Raw genomic sequence first — 19,263 nt, 5'->3', positions numbered from 1 at the left:
CACTTGCTGTATCCGCAGCGCCCAGTCCCCTCACTCATGTCGCTGAGCGTAGAGGTTTGCAGATACGAAACCGCGAAACTGGTTCGGCGTTTCCCAAACCAAACCATCAACCAACGAAACCAGTGTTTTGTTGGGACGACGAGACAACATCAGAACGGGGACCGGTGTCCGAGGACTCGGTACGCGGTGGGCGGGAGACGGCGAACACGGCCAGTTCGGCGATGCTGGGTCCGCCGGCGGTGTGCAGTTGCGCTAGGTGGGGTCCACCGGCGGTCGATCGGTCATACCAGGTCGGGCCGAGGCCAGCCCGACGCCGCGAGCGGCTTCTGCCTGGTCGAGTCCACGGCGGTTGGTGCCGGTGCGACCTTGCGCCGAGGTAGATCCGTTCGGCGCGGAGGCCGAACCCAGGCAGGCCCGCCACCGCGGGGAGGCCTCGTCTCTGCCAGGCCCATCGATAGCCTGTTCGGCCTCAACAGCGGTGGGTCATGGTTATCCCTCGCGGATGCTTCCGACCATCCATAGCTTGCTGCCAGTGACGCATTCGCGTTCAGTCCACGTGTCCTGAACCTTGTCAGCGCCACCTCCGCTAATAGCAAGGTGTGTCGCAGAGCGCGCCACGACGTTCTTGCCACCGTCGAGGATTTCAAAGGACCTTGAATCGCCTCGTACGGTGTATCCCTTGGGCCAGACAAGAGTCACCAACTCTTGAGACCCCTGCACCTGAACACATCCGCTCGCGTCGACGGTCAAGATGCCCCCGTAGAGAGCCTCCATGCTGCTCGGCATCGCTGAATCGGACTCGACGATTCGAGGGGGAGGGGAGGATGAGCACGCGCTGGCCACGGCCGCCAGGGCCACTGTCGATGCAACAACCACGAGTAACCATTGTCTGCGCACGAATACCAGCCTAGCGTCCTACCATGAGTACACGTATAGGTCGAGGGCTAAGGTTCGTGGCCGCCGGCGTGGGTGCGAGTATCTTGCTGAGCGGGGCGCTGCTGCCTGCGGTTGCTGACAATCCGGATCCAAATCCAGATCCTAAACTCTCCAACCGGCCGCAGATGTCAGCGCCGGTGGACGTGACGGGGTGACGCAGTTGCTTCGGGAGAGCGGGAACGATTGCGGGACGTCCTCAAGCCTGTGCTGGACCACGACGGTGGCATGATTTGGGATGCAGCAACTCAGGCATTAACCATTCAACTGACTTCTGATGAAGCCGTTGACCAAGCGCGAATCCTGATAGCAAGTGCCGAAACAAATCTCCGGATCAATTTTGCGCGCGTGCAATATACTGCAAAGGAACTGGATGATCTTGCTAACAAACTTCTAGGGAACCAGGTCGAATGGGCGGGGGCATCTGGCATCGGTGGCGGCTACGATGCATATTCAAATAGAGTCCTCCTGCAGGTGTATCCCGGCGGCAAGGATGCCGCCACTCTTATTCGCGCCATCGAGAATCTAAATGATCCGCGCGTTACGCTCGAGCGAGTTGAGCCGGTGGACAACTGGAAGCCGGAGAGTCGGGATGCCGATATTGCCCCTTGGACTACCGGAGCCAAGATTCACTACTCGGGTGGCGACCCAAGCCAGTACTGCACACTCGGATGGGCGTGGAGGCTGTGGAGCAATGGCGGGATCGTCGGTTCCACCGCGAGACACTGCCCTAACCTTGTCTATGACAACAATGGAGTCTACGTAGGGACGGTGTACTCGAGTAAGAAAATCGCTGACTCTGCATTCATGTCGAATTCCAACGGCTATTCGCCGTCTGTATTCGTCGGGAACCAGACAACAACCGACTATCGACCAGTTGTGGGTGTCATCACGTCCTGGGTGGCTGGGTTCCTGTTGCCATGAGCGGATCAACGAGCGGCCTCACTGTGACGACCGTCAGGTTTCCGACGTACACCCTGCCTTATTTCCCATCTTGCGGAGAAGGCCAGGGACTGGTGGGCGTCCTCATGTGGGATCACTTCACAATGGGAGGCGACTCGGGCGGTCCGTGGTTGACCACGCAGAGCGTCACGGGTAATGCGTTCGCCCACGGTCAACACTTCGGGTATGGCTGCGCAGCAGGCTATGCCGGATCATTCTTCGTCAAGCTGAATGCCATCAGCTCAGCTCAACAAGCCTCGATCTTGACAACATACTAGCGATCTCCGTCTCTCTGGCCGCCCTGCCCCGCGCGCCAGCTCGTCTGCGGCTGGTGGCAGCGTGCTTGCCGACACTCCGTGTGCGCGAGCCTGGCCGGACATCCCTTCTGTGTGTTCGCTCGGCCTGACACGAAACTGGGTATCCGGCGAAGGTGTTCAAGGTCGCCGGCTTATGCTCGGCGAGTCCCCTGCGGTGGGCCGGGTCGTCGGCGAGGATCGACGAATGCGTGCAGAACTGGATGCCCTGGTCGTCCTGGAGACACTCAGAGAAGCCAGCGCCGAGCTGCAGCCTGCGGGAGGCCGGCCAGGGAACGAAGATCCCGGGAGAGACTGGCCGGGCGTCGACGACCCAGCCGAGCTGCAGGCGCAGATTGCCGACTGGCTGACCCAGTACGGCAACGCAGGAACCCGCAAGACCTACGCCTACGCCCTGGGCCTCCCCGCCGCCTGGGTCGACGCCTTGACCGGCGGCCGGGGGGCAACTGGGGCTGAGGGAAGTGGGGCCGGCGGGGGCGCGCCGAGTGCGAGCGGCGCTGACGGTGCGACCGGGCGGCGGGCGGGTGTGGGGGAGGTAGCTGGAGCGGGTGGCCGGCGACCGCCGGTTGGGAAGCTGGGGGTGTTGCATCAGTTGGCTTGGTTTCGGTGGTGTGCGGGGCGGGGGATGGATCCGCGGGCGGCTACGGGAGCTGAGGTGAAGGCGTGGCTGCATCAGTTGGATGCGGCGGGCGCGGAGAAGCGGACTCGGCAGCGGATGTTGTCTACGTTGTCGGCGTTCTACGGGCACCTCACCGAAGCGGGCGTAGTACCGGCCAATCCGGCGGCGCTTAATCGGGCGCGGCTTGGGCTTGGGAGTACTGCTCGTGATGCGTCGCCGACTATCAGGCTTACAGCTGGTCAGTTGAGAGCGCTCCTGGATGCAGCTGCTCAGTTGCCTAACCGCACGCGGTACCGAGACCTCTACGCGCGCCGGGCAGTGGCAGTAGTCGGTCTGCTGACTCTCGGGCTCCGGGTCTCCGAGTTGGTCGGTCTGGATCGCGACAGCCTGGTGCTGTCCGGGGGAGAGCCCATGCTGCGAGTCCTCGGCAAGGGCGGGCTCCACCGCGAGGTCTACCTGACCGACCTCGCCGCGAGAGCGCTCACTGAGTACCTGGCCGAACGCGACCGCACCAGCGACGCCGCCACGCCGGCACTCCGCGGTAGGACCAGCGCCAACCGCGCCCCGATGATCGCCACCAAGGACGGCACCCGCTGCTCCCGCTTCGACATCAATGCACTGCTCCGGCGGATCGCAGTACAGGCCGGCCCGGCACTGGCGGAGGTAGCCGACCGGATCCACCCCCACGCCCTCCGCCACGCCTACGTCACCATCGCCCTAGAACAAGACGCCCGCATCCAGCACGTCCAAGCAGACGTAGGCCACGCCACCATCGCCACCACCCAGTACTACGACCGCAACCGCCGCACCCGAGACACCACAGCCGCCGACCTGGTAGCCGCCGCAATCCAGGCCGCCGACCCGATGAGGCATTCGGGCGACACACCGGCCAGTCGCGGGTACTGACGGACCCTTGGCGTCGGTACTGTCGCGACATGCGTAGGGGATTCTTCACAGCCGTCGCCGCTGTGTTCGCCGGGCTCGTCCTGGCTGGGTCGGCAGTGCCGTCACAGGCGGCGACCACCGGCAGCACGGACGTCATCGACTCGATGCAGTTCACGTACGAGGTGACCGCCGACGGAGTGCTGAAGGTCCGCGAGCAGATCGTCTACCGCTTCCTGCCGGCCGCCGACCGGCACGGCATCATCCGGGACCTGATCACCCGCGAGGTCTACGTCGACGACAAGTCGAAGGACCAGGAGTACCGAATCTCCAACGTGCGCGTCTCCAGCCCGTCCGGAGACAGCGCCGACTTCACCCAGACGGTGAACAAGACGAACAACGACCGCGACCAGAGCCTCCGGATCAAGATCGGCGCCGCCGACCGGACCGTGAAGGGCCCGACCGCGACCTACGTTCTCCAGTACGACGTACGCGGCGCGCTCCGGCATTTCGCCGACCACAGCGAGCTCTACTGGGACACCACCGGAACCCTCACCGACGCCGTGACCAGAAACGTCTCGGTCAAGGTCACCGTGCCGGAGGGCGTGCAGCGCGCGACCTGCTTCGCCGGACCGCAAGGCAGCTCGACTCCGTGCGACCAGGCGACGGTGACCGCCGGCACCGGCGTCTACAGCCAGGCAGAGCTGGCACCCCACAGCGGATTGACCGTCGTCGCCGCGATCCCGGCCGGTGTCGTGAAGAACGACACTCCGATCGTCGTGGACGCGCCCGGCTTCCTGCAGCGAAACGGCCTCACCGTCCCCGGACTGATCGGCTCGGGCGCCGTCAGCTTCGCGGCGATCCTCGCGGCCGTGCTCTACAGCAAGAACGGCAACAAGGACCAGCGCTTCGCCGGGATGCCGCCGGGCAGCTTCCCGCCGGACGGGATGGTCGCCGCGCCGGTCAAGGACGACCTGAAGGAGAGCCAGCTCCCCGTCGCGTTCTCGCCGCCGAGGATCCCGGTCGCCGAGGGCGGCCTGCTGATCGACGCGAAGGCGAACACGACCGAGACCGCCGCGACCCTGATCGACCTCGCCGTCCGCGGCGGGATCCGGATCGACAACACCGGCGAGCAGCAGAAGGCCGTGCTGGTGAACCCCGCGGTGGCGACGGCGCCGCACGAGCAGTACCTGATGCAGGGACTGTTCCCCGGCCTGCAGCCAGGTGCCGAGATCGTGCTGGAGCGCCGCCCGACCGGCGACACCTCGATGCGCGAGGCACACGACGCGATGATCGCCCAGCTCCGCGAGCAGATCAGGCAGCGCAACTGGTACGTCCGGATGCCGCGCGCCGGCGGCGGCAAGGCCGTGTCGGGCGGCGCGAGAGTCGCCTGCCTCGGCATCCTCGGCACTTGGATCTTCGGCGGACTGATCGGTGGTACGGCGATCGGCGCGGCCACCGGCGGTCTGGGCCGGGCGATCCTCTTCGGGGTGCCGGCGCTGGCCGTGGTGATCGCGATCGCCATCTGGTTCGGAGTACGGGGCCGCGGGCAACGAACTGCCGCCGGTCGCGCGGTGACCGACCAGCTGGTCGGCTTCCGCACCTATCTCGCGACCGCCGAGGCGGATCAGCTCAAGTTCGAAGAGGGCGAGGACATCTTCAGCAAGTACCTGCCCTGGGCCATCGCCTTCGAACTGGCCGACCGCTGGCAGCGCGTCTGTGCCCAACTTGTCGCAGCCGGCCGGATCACCCCAGACCCCTACTGGTACACCGGCCCGTCCTACTACAGCTCAGGTTTCGCGGCCGGCAGCATCAGCCAAACCGTAGCGAACACCTTCGACCCACCACCCGCTCCCGCAGGCAGCGGCGGCGGAGGCGGCAGCTCCTCAGGCTTCAGCGGCGGCTTCTCCGGCGGCGGAGGCGGCGGTGGCGGCACCAGCTCCTGGTAACAGGGCGGTGGCAGAAGGCCCGGTAGTTCTCGGTGGTACTGGAGGTTCGGCTGGGCCGCCGCGCGGATGGCGGCGGCCCTGAGCACGGGCGTGGATGCGGTTCAGGACTAGGGGTCCTGGAGCGCGGGGGAGGCTAGACGGCGCCGCCGGCGGCCTTGGGGGCGGTGGGGTCGGCGCCTTCGTTGCCGACCAGTTCGCGAGCCAGGAAGTCCTCCAGATGGAAGAGGTTGTCGCCGGCGCGTTTCGCGACGTTGACCAGGGTGGTCATGGCGGAGACCTCTTCGACCTGCTCCTTGAGGAACCACTGCATGAACTGCTCGCCGACGTAGTCGCCGTCGTCGCGAGCCGTCCGGGCCAGCGTCTCGATCTGCTTGGTGACGGTGATCTCCTGCTGCAGCGCGAGCTCGAGCGGCTCCAGCGCGGACTTGAAGTCGCCCGCGACCTCGCCGACGCCGGGGATCTGCGGCCGGATGTCCTTGTCCAGCAGGTACTGCACCATCATCATCGCGTGGTTGCGCTCTTCCAGCGACTGCTTGTAGAAGTGCGAGGCGAGCTGCGGGAGATCCTGGTCGTCGAACCAGACGGCCACCGCGGTGTACTGGTGGGACGCCGTGAATTCGTTCCTGATCTGCTCTTGAAGAAGTTTCTCGTACGTGCTCATGCAGGCCAATGTAGTGCTCACAGGTGGTTTTCTCACCGTTGGCGAGGCTCGCCTAACAGCGTGTCAGATGTTTGTCAGGTAAGGCTTTCCACATGCGATCTGATCGCGGGTAGGTTGCCCAGAGGCGCGAAGTAGCCGGCGATGCCGTGGTCGAAGGTGATCGCCGCGATCCCTTGCTGCAACCAGATCGGCGCCTGCGCGACCGCGTCGTCGGGGGTCAGGGCAAGCACCAGTACTTCGGCGTCGGCCGGGCTCAAGCCGTTTTCGATCGCGAACCCGCGGGCGCGCTGCGCCGACGTGAACGCCATCAGGAAGGGCTGGTCCTGATGCACTCCGACGAAGGGCTGTGGGTTCTCCGGCTCACCGCGCTGGACGAACCACCAGCGGTCCAGCCCGAAGGTTGCCGCCCACAACTTCTCCTGGTTGGCCGTGCTGGGGTCGGCCGCGACAGCCTCCGACAACGCGTCGGTGGCAGCGGGTTCGATCGTTTCCGTCATACCCCCACGGTACGAGGTCAGCGGTTCCTCATGCGCACAATTTCGGTGTCGTCACCGGGCAGTGTGAGAGTGATCTCGTGCCCGTCGACGGCGACCGCGATGCCCTCGGCGAGAGCCTCGGGGCGGATCGCGTCACGGGTCAGCAACACCGCGTGCACGAGTACCAGCGGCTCGCCGTTGTGAGCCGCGGTCAGGTACGGCGTGGCCGAGTGCGGTCCGAAGGGGTTCGCTCCTAGATCGCGGTGCACGCCCGCCTCGTCGTACCCGTGCAAGTTGACCACCGCGGCCATCAGTCCGTCCGAGTTCCGTGCCGATGCCCAGGCCGGCCCTTCGCCGACTGTTGCCGTTGGCAAGGTTTGCCCGGCAACCGCATACCCACCGCTGCGGACCAGTACGCCGGCAGGCCCGTCAACCAGTGAGCAGCGGATCTCCCAACCGCCATGCACCACCGACGCGGTCTCGATCGCCCACGGTCCGTCGCTGCCCAGCCACGCGTTGTTCCAGGACGCCGCCGATCGCGCCCCCACGCCCAGCCGCCGGATCCGCCCGCGATAGCTCGACTTGCCATGTTGGTCGACGAGCGACGTCAGGTTGTCCACCCGTTGCAAGGAGGCCGCATCGGAGATCTCCGGCCCGGCGTGGTTCGCGTAGGCCAGCCGGTCGTAGTGCGGGTCGGCGGCAGGCTCGACGCCGGCAGGCTCGGCCGGGGGAGCATGGTCCGCGCCGTGGTTGATCAGCTTGACCACCTGGTCGTGCCGGCTCGCGTGCACCAGCCATCCAGGCGCAGGCATCGCCCGTACTTGGTCGGCCTCGTCCAGCGGCACGGTCTCCTCGGGATCCGACCACACCGGGTGCTCCGGCGGCAGCAGCAGCCCGATGAAGCCCTTGGAGGCCCAGTAGGGCGACCCAGGTCCGGAGTACGGCTGGGTAGTCGGCAGGAATGTGTCGTACCAACCCAGTGTCAGCAGCCCTCGCTCATCCGGTACGCCGTGCTGCACGAAGTGCCGCGCGATCCCCGAACACAACCGCCGCGTCTGCCCCGGCGTCAGCGGCGACGCGTCGAGGATCTGCCCCATCCAGTACGGCGTCGCAGCCGCCATCCGGTAAGTCAGCGACCGCCCCTGATAGACCGGAGCGCCATCGTTCCCGACCAGGTGAACCGCGTCCTCCAAGAACAGCGCCAGCCGCTCGCGATAGACCTTCAGCCGGTCGTCGTACTGCGCCCCTGGCGTCGCCGCCGCCATCCGGGTCCAGAGGCCCGGGTAGAGATGCATCGCCCAGCCGATGTAGTTGTCGAAGTTCTGCCCGTCGCCATCGGAGTACCAGCCGTCGCCGACGTACCAGTCCTCGATCCGGTCCAGCCCGCCGTCGATGTCCTCCTGCGAGTACGGTGCGCCCACCGACGCGAGGAACTGCTCGCTGACGACTTGGAACAGCCGCCAGTTGTTGTCGTGCGTGGTCGATCCGATGAAGCCGCCGAGCCACTCCGCGACGTGCTCCTGGGAGCGGGTGTCGAGTCGATCCCAGATCCACTCGCGGGACTCGTGCAGCGCGACGGCGATCGCGGCCGCCTCGACCATCTGTTGCGAGCGCGGGGTGAGCCGCAGCCACGCCTCGGGGTGGTCCGGGTTGGCGCCGTTGGCGACGCCGCGCGCGTACCGCTCGATCAACTTCTCGCAGCCGACACCCCGGACGCCGGCGATCCGGAACGCGGCCAGCATGAACGACCTGGCGAACCCTTCCAGCTCGTCGGACGAAGTACCGGAGCGGCTCGGCCGGCCGGGCAGGACGACGCGGGCGTCGCCGGGGGAGAGGTACGGGATCAGTGAATCGAGCAGGTGGTCGGCGAGTGCCTCCCAGTGGGCGCGCGACCAGCCGGTCTGGCGGGACAGCACACGGTCGGTGTCAGGGAGCACGAGGCGGCTCATGCGATCCTCCCTAGTTCGGTGGAACTGATGACGTGATGAAGAGGAGCGCCGGAGGCAAAACGTTCCAATTCACTCACGGCCAGTTCGCCGAGCCTCGCGACCTCGTTGCCGACCGCGCCTGCCAGGTGCGGGGTGAGGAAGACGTTGGGCAGGTCGAGCAGCGGCGAGTCGGGCGGCAGCGGCTCCGGGTCGGTGACGTCGAGGACGGCGTCGAGACGGCCGGCCACGCACTCCCGCTCGAGCGCGGCGGCGTCGACGATCCGGCCGCGGGCGGTGTTGATCAGGACGGAGCCGTCCTTCAGCAGCCCGAGCAGGCGGGCGTCGACCAGGCCGACCGTCTCCGGCAGCAGCGGCGCGTGCACGCTCAGGATGTCGCTGCGGGTGAAGAGGTCGTCGAGCTCGACCAGCTCCGCGCCGAGCTCTGCAGCCTCGGCCGCGCTCAGGTACGGGTCGCTGATCAGTACTTCGAGATCGAACGCGCGCAGCCGCTCCGCCACCATCCGCCCGATCCGCGAGGCGCCGAGCAGCCCCACGGTGCTCCCGTAGCTGCCGGGCACCGCGCTGGGGTCCGGGCGCTGCTTGTTGATCCTGTACTCCGCTCCGAGCCGAAACGCCCGTTTGCCGCTCAGCACGATGGTCGCCACGGTGAACTCGGCCACCGGCAGCGCGTTGGCCACGACCGCCGACGAGACCTGGACGCCGCGCTCGAAAACGGCAGGGTCGACGAACCCCTTGACCGAGCCGGCCGCATGAATGATCGCCTTGAGCCTCGGAGCCACAGCCAGCACCTCGGGCGTGATCGCCGGGCAACCCCAGCCGGTGAGCAGCACGTCCACGTCCGCGAGCGACGCCCGGATCGCGGGGTCGTCGAGGAACGGATTGCCGGGCTCGTGCCTCGGGCTACCGCTGCCGGGGACGCTGCCTGGGCCGACCGGTAGCACCTCGGCCACCCGCTCCAGACGCTCCCGGACGGCGGGCACCAGCACGCGGGCGCGGCTGGACTCGTTCATCGCGAGCATCACCCTCGGCCGCCTCGTGACGGCAGCGTTCGGGGCGGTCGCGGGAGTCGTCGCCGCGTCGACGGGCGGCGCCGGCCGGGCCGCGGTGGAGGCGGTCTCCGGGGACGACGAGGTGGCGGTTTGGGTCGGCTCGGATTCGGTGCGCACAGGAGCACGCTAGCAAGCGCTTTCCCAGAATGCTCGTCCGCGGGCATGTCTGACCACATCCGGACACGACGACGCACCGGGCGCAGCGCGGATCGGAGGACGAAGTGAGAAAGATCCCAGCAGGCGGAATTACCGCCCAGCGTGCGGGCGTTGACACAAGAGAAGGCAGGATAGAGGGGCCGACCGCCCTGAAGGCCACTAAGAAGGAGACGACGATGCTGCGACCGGACGACCTCTACGAGATCGTCGACGAGTCGGTGGCGACCGGCCCGGCGGCGACGCCCAAGGTGCTGGTGCATTCGCTCGACGGATTCATGGACGCCGGTCAGGCCGGCCGGGTGACGGCCGACCACCTGCTCGAGGTGCTCGACAACCGGCTGCTCGCGCGGTTCGACGTCGACCTTCTGCACGACTACCGGGCCCGCCGTCCCGAGGTGACGTTCGCCGAGGACCGGTTCATCGACTACAGCCCGCCGCAGCTGTCGCTGCACCTGATGAAGGACGACGCGGGCGTCGAGTTCCTGCTGCTGGAGGGCGTCGAGCCCGACAACCACTGGAACCGCTTCGCCGGCGCGGTCCGTCAGCTGATCGAGATGTACAACGTGACCCTGACCATCGGCGTGCACGGCATCCCGATGGGCGTCCCGCACACCCGCCCGCTCGGCCTCACGTCCCACGCGACGCGGCCGGAGCTGGTCACCCGCTCGAACATCTGGGACGGCGAGATGCGCCTCCCCGCGAGCGCGATGACCATGCTGCAGGTCCGCCTGGGCGAGGCCGGCAAGGACGCGATGGGCTTCGCCGTGCACGTCCCGCACTACCTGGCCGAGAACCGCTTCCCGGGCGCAGCGCTGGCCCTGGTCCACGCCATCTCCGCCGCGACCGGCCTGCTGCTCCCTAGTAAGGCCCTCCTGGATGAGGCCGCAGTGACTGGCCGCTTGGTCGACGAGCAGGTAGAAGCCTCCGAAGACGCCTCCTCGGTAGTCAACGCCCTGGAGACGCAGTACGACGCAGCCGCCGGCTCAGTAAGCCGCGGCAGCCTCCTAGCCGGCTCCACCCCCTCAGCCGACGAGCTGGGCGCCGAGGTCGAGCAGTTCCTCGCCGAACTGAACCGCGAAGACGACAACTGATCGCGGTGTAATCGCCGTGAGACGGCGACTCTCTAGCGTGTGCAGGACGAACGCCTGCACACGCTAGCTCTGGGGGAGCCGAATGCGATCGAGCAAACTGCTGGGACCACTCGTAGCAGCCGCGATGATCGGTGGAGTGTCGCTCCAACCTGCAGCTGCGGTGCCGAGGACAACCACTGTCCGGTACTTCGTGACAGCCGAGGCGCACAAATACTGGCACGCCTTCACCCACTGTCCGTCAGGCATGCTCGCCACCGGTGGCGGCGGTGGTGGTGGCTCCAGCGAGGTCCGGCTGGTCTCCACCCAGGCCATCGACGGCGGCACCGGCTGGGACGTAACCATCGCGAACCCCACCGACCATTCAGTGGTCTTCTCGGTCTATGCCATCTGCTACAGCGGCCTGACGAACTACCAGGTACGCACCGAGACAGCGGCCGCCGCCCCGAACGACGTCAGCAACGGCTGGTCGGACTGCACCCTCGGCGGCAAGGTACTGGGCGGCGGCGTCTGGGCCGACACCTACAACGTCTCGCTCCGGGAGATGAGCGCCTCCCAGCCGCGCAACGCGTACTTCGGGCAGCTCCGGAACTGGGATTCCGTCCCCAGGACGATGACCATCCAGACCATCTGCGCCAACGGGATCACCCCCGACGCCTTCGTCACCGACCTCTACGAAGACGTCGCGCCGGGCCAGAACGGAATCTCCGAGGCGACCTGCCCGCCGAATCGCACCATCATCAGCGGCGGCCCGTTGGGCTCCAGCACGGTGATGAGCATCCCGGACCCGCAACCCGACGTCACCAAGTGGATGATCTCGGTCCGCAACGAGACCTCGTCCACCGAACGCTTCGCTGCCACCGTCCTCTGCGGGATCTGACTCAGGCGGTCACCCGCGCGCGCTGACCGCCCCGGGTGATCGTGCCGTCGACGCTGAAGCGGCCGGGGCCGGTGGCTGCCAGTGCGAGGGCGAAGAGGCCCAGTACGACGACCAGCTCCCAACCGCCGTCCGCCACGAACACCCCGTTCGACATGTGCACGAACAGGAACGCGCCGGCCATGTCGAGTGCCAACAGGACCCCGGCGACGGTCGTCAGTACGCCGAGCACCAGGGCTGCGCCGCCGATGAGTTCGACCGCTGCCGCGTAGTACGCGGAGAGCGTGGGGGCGGGCACGCCCATCTGTTCGAAGCCGGCCGCGGTGCCGTCGAGGCCGTTGGTGCGGAACTTCTGCCAGCCGTGGGCGATGAAGACGACGCCGAGGCCGGCGCGGGCGATCAGCAGCACGAGGTCGCGGGAAGCGTGGACGGGCCGGGTCAGCGTGCGGAGGGGGCTCACAGCTACTCCTGTCAGTCGTTCGTTTGATGGTTGAGTGCTCATCAACTTACAAGCAGCGACCGAAAGCTCACCGAAAATGCCCGGGTGAGCGGCGACACACGAGCAGTGCGCGGGCGCGCGTCCGTAGTACAGACAGAAGCTGTCAGGATGAGGCATGCCCGAGTCCCTGGAGGATCTGGTCGAGCTGCTCGACCTGGAAAAGATCGACGACGACCTGTTCCGCGGCCGGCAGCCGCAGACGACGGCCCAGCGGGTGTTCGGTGGGCAGGTGCTCGGCCAGGCGCTCGCCGCCGCCGGCCGCACCGTCGGCGAGGACCGCATCGTGCACTCCCTGCACGGATACTTCCTGCGCCCGGGCGACACGTCGGTACCGATCGAGTACCACCCCGAGCTGATCCGCGACGGCCGCTCGTTCAGCAGCCGGCGCGTGGTCGCGACCCAGCGCGGCAAGACGATCTTCTACATGTCCGCGTCGTTCCAGGTGCCCGAGCCGGGGCTGGACCACGCCGACAAGATGCCGGACGACCTGGTCCCACCGGAGGAGGCGCCGACGCTCGCGTCGGTCTTCGAGGCGGCGAGCGGTCGCAAGGCCGAGGACTGGAACAAGGAGTGGGCGGCCCTCGACGTCCGGCTGGCCGGCCTCACCGGGCGGCAGTTCTGGATCCGGGCCTCGGGCAAGCTTGCCGACGATCACGCCTTGCACGCTTGCGTTCTGGCCTATGCGAGCGACCTGACGTTGCTCGGGGCAAGCTTGTTGCCGCATGGGATCATCATCGGCGACCGGCGGATCCAGCCGGCCTCGATCGACCATGCGCTGTGGTTCCACCGGCCGTTCCGCGCGGACGAGTGGCTGCTCTACGACCAGGCGTCGCCGTCGGCGTCGGGTGCTCGTGGATTCGCGACGGGGCGGCTGTTCAGTCAGGACGGGCGGCTGGTCGCCTCGGTCGCGCAGGAGGGGCTGATCCGGCCGATCGGTCTCGAATTGGACGATGAAGAAGCTTGAGCGATCTGCTAGCGTTGCCGGTATGAATCAGCGCGCAGTGGTGACGACGACGCCGAGGTACGTCCCGGCGCGCTGACAGCTGACTGTCGATTTTCGAAGCCCCGGGGCGAGTGCCCCGGGGCTTCGCCATGTGGACACTCGCCTCACTCATCGTTGAGGAGCCACACCCATGAACAACCAAGCCAGATTTGACCACCGCAAGCTCGGCCGCGAGCTCGGCCTGTTCGACTCCGACCCGCTGATCGGCGCCGGCCTGCCGTACTGGCTGCCCGCTGGCGCCGCGATCCGCCAGGCCCTGGAGCGCTACATCGCCGACGTCGAGCGAAGAGCCGGCTACCAGCAGGTCTACTCGCCTGTACTGGGCAAACGCGAGCTCTACGAGATCTCCGGCCACTGGTCGAAGTACAGCGAGGACATGTACCCGCCGATGTCGATCGGCGACGAGGAGGTCGTACTCCGGCCGAGCCTCTGCCCACACCACGCCCTCATGTACCGCTCCCGATCCCACAGCTATCGCGAGCTTCCCCTGCGGATGTCCGAGCTCGGTGGCCAGTACCGCTCCGAGTTGTCCGGCGTACTCGGCGGCCTCACCAGAGTCCGCGCGATGCAACTCAACGACGGCCACATCTTCTGCATGCTGGAGCAGGTCGCCGATGAGGCCCTCGCAGCGCTCGAGCTCATCAAGCAAGCGCACAGCGACCTCGGCATCAGCGCATCGGGTTACGTGCTGTCCCTACCCGCTGAGGATGCAAACCTCGGCGACCCGTCCAGCAAGTACGTCGGCGACGCGGAGAGCTGGGCGCTCGCTGCTGATCTCCTGCGCGACGTGCTGGACAAGTCCGGACTCGAGTACTCCGAGGAGCCCGGCGAGGCCGCCTTCTACGGGCCGAAGATCGACATCCAGATCGTCGACTCGGCCGGCCGGGAGTCGACCCTGTCCACCATCCAGGTCGATTTCCATCAGCCGGAGGCGTTCGGGCTGGAGTACATCGGTGCTGACGGCAACAAGCATCGGCCGGTGATGGTGCATCGGGCGATCGTCGGCAGCATCGAGCGGGCCGTCGCGCATCTGATCGAGGTGCACGGCGGCGCGTTCCCCGGGTGGCTCGCGCCGGTGCAACTCGTAGTACTGCCGATCTCTGACGACGAGGAGCAGGCTGCCGAGCAGGTCGCGCGCCGGGCACGGGATCGTGGGCTCCGGGTCGAGATCGCGCATGCCGACGAGGGGTCGCTGGGTGCGCGGATCCGGGAGAACCGGCTGGCGCCGTACCAGGCTGTGATCGGTGCGCGCGAGGCGGCGGCGGGTGCGATCGCCCTCCGCCTGCGCGACGGACAACAGTTGCCCCCGGCGCCGATCGGCGAGGCCCTCGACCGGCTCGCCGCCGAGTGTGACCCACTCCGGCGTGATTGATGGCCGTCCCGATCGACAGGACATAGTCGGTCACTCAGCCGAGCGCTGCGCTCACGGAGGCGGCGACCGGCCGTGATCGGGGCACTATGTCCTGTCGATCGGGACAACTCAGCGTGGTTGGAGTTGGCCGATCAAGTGGGTCGTGGTCTGGTCCTGGTTGTAGATGGCGAAGTCGACCGCGTCGCCCAAGCGCTGGTGGGCGAAGGTGACTCGGGAGGGGAGCAGGAGCGGTTTGCGGAAGTCGACGCGGACCGTGTACGCGTCGGGGAGCCCGCCGGATCGCTGGATGGAGGCCAGGGAGGCAGCCTTGGCCCACATCCCGTGTGCGATCTGGCGGGGGAACCCGAAGGCCTGTGCCGACAGCTTGAACAGATGGATCGGGTTCCGGTCGCCGGACGCAGCGGCGTACCGGCGGCCGAGGTTGCCCCTGAGATCCCAGACGGCGGTCGGCTCAAGACCAGGGTCGGGCAGCAGGTCAGCGTGTGCCGTCGGCTCGCCGGACGACCGGCTCAGCAGCGTGGTCGTGTCGGTCCAGACGACCTCGTCGTCCACGCTGACCGAGCTCAGCACGTCGAAGACCGTGCCCTTCGGATGCGGACGCTCGGGCCCGCTGTGCACGGTGATCGCGAACTCGGCGTGCATCGGCAGCGGCTTGAGCTGGGTGATCGTGTTGCCGAGGTGCACGATGCCCATCGGCTTGTACGGGAACGACGGATCCGACATCAGATCCAGGTGCAGCGGAAACGCGAGGATGTGCGGGTACGTGACCGGCAGCGCGGGTCCGGCCGCGAACCCGGTGACCTCCCGGTACGCCGTCAGGTGGTCCTGGTCGACTGTTGCCCGTGGCAACTCCAGGGTCAGCCCGTCGTGGTCCGGCTCGTACTCCGCTTTGCGCAGCGTGGCCTTGACCGTGCGGGCGTAGAGCGCGCCGAAGCCCGGCGAATCGGCGTACCGGCGGGTGGGCATCTCAGGCGCCGAGCATGCTCTGGCCGCAGACGCGGACCACGTTGCCGGTGACGCCCGCGGAGGCCGGGTCGGCGAACCAGGCGATCGTCTCGGCGACGTCGATCGGCTGCCCGCCCTGCTGCAGCGAGTTGATCCGGCGGCCGACCTCGCGGATCGCGAACGGCACCTTCGCGGTCATCTCGGTCTCGATGAAACCGGGGGAGACCGCGTTGATCCGCAGGTTGCGCTCGGCCAGCCGGGGCGCGAGAGCCTGGACGAGACCGATCACGCCGGCCTTGGAGGTGGCGTAGTTGGTCTGCCCGTTGTTGCCCGCGATACCGGCGATCGAGGCGACGCCGATCACCGATGCGCCGTCGTTGAGGGCCTTGGATTCGAGCAGGTGGGCGGTGATCCGCTCGGGTGCGCGGAGGTTGACGTCGAGGACGGCGTCCCAGGTGTCGGTACGCATGTTCGCCAGCCGCTTGTCGCGGGTGATGCCGGCGTTGTGGACCACGATGTCGAGGCCGCCGAGCTCCGCGCCGGCCGCAGCGATCCGTTGCGGCGCGTCGATCGCGGTGACGTCGAGCAGCAGTTCGTGGCCACCGATCCTGGTGATCACCTTGCGGAGGTCATTGGCGTTCTGCGGTACGTCGACGCCGAGGACCGTCGCGCCGTCGCGGGCGAGGGTCTGCGCGATGGCCGCGCCGATGCCACGGGCTGCCCCGGTGACGAGGGCGACCTTGCCGGCCAGGGGAGCGGTCGGGTCGTTGCCGACCAGGGGGCCGGTGCCGATGCGGGCGACCTGGCCGTCGACGTAGGCCGACTTGGGGGAGAGGAAGAAGCGCAGGGTCGAGTCGAGTTGGTCGTGGGCGTCGGGGGCGACGTACACCAGATTGACTGTGGCGCCGCGCTTGACCTCCTTGCCGAGCGACCTGGTGAAGCCTTCGAGGGCGCGTTGCGCGATCTGCTGCTCGGGGGTCGCGGACAGCTCGGGAGTGCGGCCGACGACGATGACGCGTCCGGCCGGGGCGAGCTGGCGGATGACGGGGGAGAAGAAGCGCTGGAGCGAGGTGAGGTCGGCGGTGGAGGTCGCGCCGGTGGCGTCGAAGACGAGTGCCTTGGGGCGGAGGGTGCTTGAGGCGACGCCTTCGGCGGCAGTACTGAACGAGGCTCCGATGTCGCGCAGGAGGGCCTGGATCGCCTTGCCTGTGTCGGTTTCGGTGATCGCGCCGAAGACGACCTGGCCGTCGATCACGGGGGATCCGTCGGTCCACCGCGGCAGCGGGGTCGGGTCTGGCAGTCCTAGGTTTTTGACCAGCGTGCGGCCCAGCGGCGTACGGGTGAAAGTCTGGTAGCGATCCGTCATCTTCGGTCTGCTCCTACTTCTCGAGGATGGCGACGACGCCCTGGCCACCGGCGGCGCAGATCGAGATCAGACCGCGGCCGCCGCCGTTCTCGTCGAGCTGCTTGGCCAGCGCGGCGACGATCCGGCCGCCGGTCGCTGCGAACGGGTGGCCGGCCGCCAGCGAGCTGCCGTTGACGTTGAGTTTGGCCCGGTCGACCTCGCCCAGGGGGGCGTCGAGGCCGAGGCGTTCCTTGCAGAAGATCGGGTCCTCCCAAGCCTTCAGGGTGGAGAGCACCTGGGAGGCGAAGGCCTCGTGGATCTCGTAGTAGTCGAAGTCCTGGAGGGTGAGGCCGGCGCGTTGGAGCATGCGCGGTACGGCGTACGCGGGGGCCATCAGCAGGCCCTCGGCGCCCTTCACGTAGTCGACCGCGGCGGTCTGCGAGTGGGTGAGGTACGCGAGCGGCCTGAGTCCGTGGTCGGCGGCCCACTCGTCGGTGGACAGCAGGACCGTGGAGGCGCCGTCGGTCAGGGGAGTGGAGTTGCCGGCGGTCATCGTCGCCGTCTCGCCCTTGCCGTAGACGGTCTTGAGCTTGGCCAGCTTCTCCAGGGTGGTGTCGGCGCGGAGGTTCTGGTCCTTCTCGAGGCCGAGGTAGGGGGTGATGAGGCTGTCCTGGAAGCCTCGGTCGTACGACTTGGCGAGGTTGATGTGCGAGTTGTAGGCGAGCTCGTCCTGCGCCTCGCGGGTGATGCCCCACTCGAGCGCTGTGAGGGCGGCGTGGTCGCCCATCGACTTGCCCGTCCTCGGCTCCGCATTGCGGGGGATCTCCGGAACGATGTCCTTCGGCCTTAGGTGGGTTAGGACTTTGAGGCGTTCTTGGAGCGACTTGGCCCGGTTGAGGTCGAGGAGCACGTTGCGGAGCTCATTGCTGACCGCGATCGGGGCGTCGGATGCAGTGTCGACGCCGCCGGCGATGCCCGCGTCGATCTGGCCGAGGGCGATCTTGTTGCCGACCAGGATCGCGGCCTCGAGTCCGGTGCCGCACGCCTGCTGGATGTCGTACGCCGGGGTGGTCGCCGCGAGCTTCGAGCCGAGGACCACCTCGCGGACCATGTTCCAGTCGCGGGCGTGCTTGAGGACCGCGCCGGCGACGACCTCGCCGACCTCCTGGCCGCCCAGTCCGGTGCGGTCGACGAGACCGTTGAGGGCGGCGGTCAGCATGTCGGAGTTCGACGCGTGCCGGTAGGTCTTGTCCTGCCGGGCGAACGGGATGCGGTTGCCGGCGACGACTGCCACCTTGCGGATCTCGGTCACTGGTTCTCTCCTGCGGTACTTGAGGGTGAGCGCCTGGCGGTGGCCTTCTTGGTACTGCGCGTGGTGCTCGTCTTGAGTGCTTTGGGGCCCGGCTTGGCGGGCGTAGTACCGGCTAGCGCCTTGCGGCCGACCGCGGTGGCGAGCGTTGCGGTGATCGCTGTCGCTCGTACTGTGCTGATGTCGGCGTGGTGGACCACCGGGTGTGCCTTGTCTCCCGTTTGGCGCGAGACGATCAGGCCCATCCGCGCCATGTGCATCGCGCCGAGGGTCTGTGTGTAGAGGTGGTTGGCCAGGTAGTCCGTGTCGACCTCGTCGAAGACGCCGGTCTTCTGACCCGCCTTGAGAATCGTCGAGATCCGGTCGAGCGCCGCCGCCATCGCGTTGCCCAGCTTGATCATCACCGGTTCGGTGATCTCCCCGAACAACTCCTCGCCGGTCTTTCGGAGCAGACTCATTGCGCAGTCAGCGAAGGCCGGATACTCCAGGCAGAAGTCCACGAAGACCTCGCTGAGGCTCCGCAGCCTGTTCATCGGCGCCTTGCGTGGGCCGTCCACCTCTTGAAGGCGCTCGTCCAACTCGCCGAGGTAGTCGACCAATGTGAGCGCGAACAGCTCTTCCTTGCCCGCGAAGTGCCGGTAGATGAGCGCCTTGTTGATCCCGACCCGCTTGGCGATGTCGTCGATCTGGGCGTCGATCGTGCCGCGCTCGTCGAACAGCTCCCGGGTCGCCCGGATGATGTCCCGCTCGCGGTCGCGACGACGCTCCGCCGTCGTCCGGCGGCGTCCGATCGCGAGCAGCGCGGAGCTCATGCACCGATCTTAGTCATACGGGTACCCCTGGGTGCAAACGATAGTTACACTCGTGGGTAACATCACTCCCGTACGATCACCCT

At 67.5% G+C, this 19,263-nt stretch carries 16 protein-coding genes; 7 read left to right on the top strand and 9 right to left on the bottom strand.

Annotated features, from left to right (window positions below; genetic code table 11):
* Positions 1-1,140 precede the first annotated feature (1,140 nt).
* The 3 genes from ABD116_RS20065 (at position 1,141) to ABD116_RS20055 (ending at position 5,639) form a co-directional block, all read left to right on the top strand.
* Positions 1,141-1,857, top strand: a complete 717-nt coding sequence (locus tag ABD116_RS20065) for a hypothetical protein (RefSeq protein ID WP_343972106.1) — start codon at positions 1,141-1,143, stop codon at positions 1,855-1,857.
* 519 nt (positions 1,858-2,376) lie between these two features.
* Positions 2,377-3,714 (top strand): tyrosine-type recombinase/integrase, encoded by a 1,338-nt coding sequence (locus ABD116_RS20060; protein ID WP_343972103.1) that lies wholly within the window; start codon positions 2,377-2,379, stop codon positions 3,712-3,714.
* A gap of 29 nt (positions 3,715-3,743) precedes the next feature.
* Complete coding sequence (locus ABD116_RS20055; protein WP_343972100.1) at positions 3,744-5,639, top strand: DUF2207 domain-containing protein; 1,896 nt, start codon at positions 3,744-3,746, stop codon at positions 5,637-5,639.
* A 133-nt stretch (positions 5,640-5,772) separates the two neighbouring features.
* On the opposite strand, the gene ABD116_RS20050 is transcribed toward ABD116_RS20055, so the two are convergent.
* From ABD116_RS20050 to ABD116_RS20035, 4 genes are all read right to left on the bottom strand, one after another.
* The gene (locus tag ABD116_RS20050; RefSeq protein WP_343972097.1) at positions 5,773-6,300 is read right to left on the bottom strand and encodes a ferritin; all 528 of its coding nucleotides are present in this window, start codon (positions 6,298-6,300) and stop codon (positions 5,773-5,775) included.
* 74 nt (positions 6,301-6,374) lie between these two features.
* On the bottom strand, positions 6,375-6,797 hold the full coding sequence (locus ABD116_RS20045) for a hypothetical protein (RefSeq protein ID WP_343972094.1): 423 nt from the start codon (positions 6,795-6,797) through the stop codon (positions 6,375-6,377).
* Between the two features lie 17 nt (positions 6,798-6,814).
* The gene (locus ABD116_RS20040; protein ID WP_343972092.1) at positions 6,815-8,725 is read right to left on the bottom strand and encodes a DUF2264 domain-containing protein; all 1,911 of its coding nucleotides are present in this window, start codon (positions 8,723-8,725) and stop codon (positions 6,815-6,817) included.
* Entirely contained in the window at positions 8,722-9,891 is a 1,170-nt protein-coding gene (locus ABD116_RS20035) for a hydroxyacid dehydrogenase (protein WP_343972089.1), read from the bottom strand. The genes ABD116_RS20040 and ABD116_RS20035 overlap by 4 nt, the downstream gene beginning before the upstream one ends.
* Positions 9,892-10,106: 215 nt before the next feature.
* On the opposite strand from ABD116_RS20035, the gene ABD116_RS20030 reads away from it, so the two are divergent.
* Positions 10,107-11,021 (top strand): proteasome assembly chaperone family protein, encoded by a 915-nt coding sequence (locus tag ABD116_RS20030; protein WP_343972086.1) that lies wholly within the window; start codon positions 10,107-10,109, stop codon positions 11,019-11,021.
* 82 nt (positions 11,022-11,103) lie between these two features.
* Positions 11,104-11,898, top strand: coding sequence for a hypothetical protein (locus tag ABD116_RS20025; protein ID WP_343972083.1), 795 nt, complete (start codon positions 11,104-11,106; stop codon positions 11,896-11,898).
* Between the two features lies 1 nt (position 11,899).
* Here the strand turns inward: ABD116_RS20025 and ABD116_RS20020 are convergent, their stop codons facing one another.
* Positions 11,900-12,355 carry a DoxX family protein gene (locus ABD116_RS20020; RefSeq protein WP_343972081.1) on the bottom strand — a complete coding sequence of 152 codons (456 nt, stop codon included), beginning with the start codon at positions 12,353-12,355 and terminating at the stop codon, positions 11,900-11,902.
* Positions 12,356-12,509: 154 nt separating this feature from the next.
* Here ABD116_RS20020 and ABD116_RS20015 point away from each other — a divergent pair, with 154 nt between their 5' ends.
* Both ABD116_RS20015 and thrS read left to right on the top strand, forming a co-directional pair.
* A complete protein-coding gene (locus ABD116_RS20015) occupies positions 12,510-13,358 on the top strand; it encodes an acyl-CoA thioesterase (RefSeq protein ID WP_343972079.1) in 849 nt (282 codons plus the stop codon).
* A 169-nt stretch (positions 13,359-13,527) separates the two neighbouring features.
* The gene (gene thrS, locus ABD116_RS20010; protein ID WP_343972077.1) at positions 13,528-14,769 is read left to right on the top strand and encodes a threonine--tRNA ligase; all 1,242 of its coding nucleotides are present in this window, start codon (positions 13,528-13,530) and stop codon (positions 14,767-14,769) included.
* 108 nt (positions 14,770-14,877) lie between these two features.
* Here thrS and ABD116_RS20005 read toward each other — a convergent pair whose 3' ends face one another.
* From ABD116_RS20005 to ABD116_RS19990, 4 genes are read right to left on the bottom strand one after another with little or no spacing between them, the layout of a single operon-like run.
* Positions 14,878-15,735, bottom strand: a complete 858-nt coding sequence (locus ABD116_RS20005; protein WP_343972074.1) for a MaoC family dehydratase — start codon at positions 15,733-15,735, stop codon at positions 14,878-14,880.
* Between the two features lies 1 nt (position 15,736).
* Complete coding sequence (locus ABD116_RS20000; protein WP_343972071.1) at positions 15,737-17,080, bottom strand: 3-oxoacyl-ACP reductase; 1,344 nt, start codon at positions 17,078-17,080, stop codon at positions 15,737-15,739.
* A gap of 13 nt (positions 17,081-17,093) precedes the next feature.
* On the bottom strand, positions 17,094-18,371 hold the full coding sequence (locus ABD116_RS19995) for an acetyl-CoA C-acetyltransferase (protein ID WP_343972068.1): 1,278 nt from the start codon (positions 18,369-18,371) through the stop codon (positions 17,094-17,096).
* Positions 18,368-19,180 (bottom strand): TetR/AcrR family transcriptional regulator, encoded by an 813-nt coding sequence (locus ABD116_RS19990; protein ID WP_343972065.1) that lies wholly within the window; start codon positions 19,178-19,180, stop codon positions 18,368-18,370. The genes ABD116_RS19995 and ABD116_RS19990 overlap by 4 nt, the downstream gene beginning before the upstream one ends.
* Positions 19,181-19,263 lie beyond the last annotated feature (83 nt).

Origin of the sequence: Kribbella koreensis, assembly GCF_039525325.1 — a bacterium.
GTDB classification, from domain to species: domain Bacteria; phylum Actinomycetota; class Actinomycetes; order Propionibacteriales; family Kribbellaceae; genus Kribbella; species Kribbella koreensis.
This window is presented reverse-complemented; position numbering and strand designations above follow the sequence as displayed.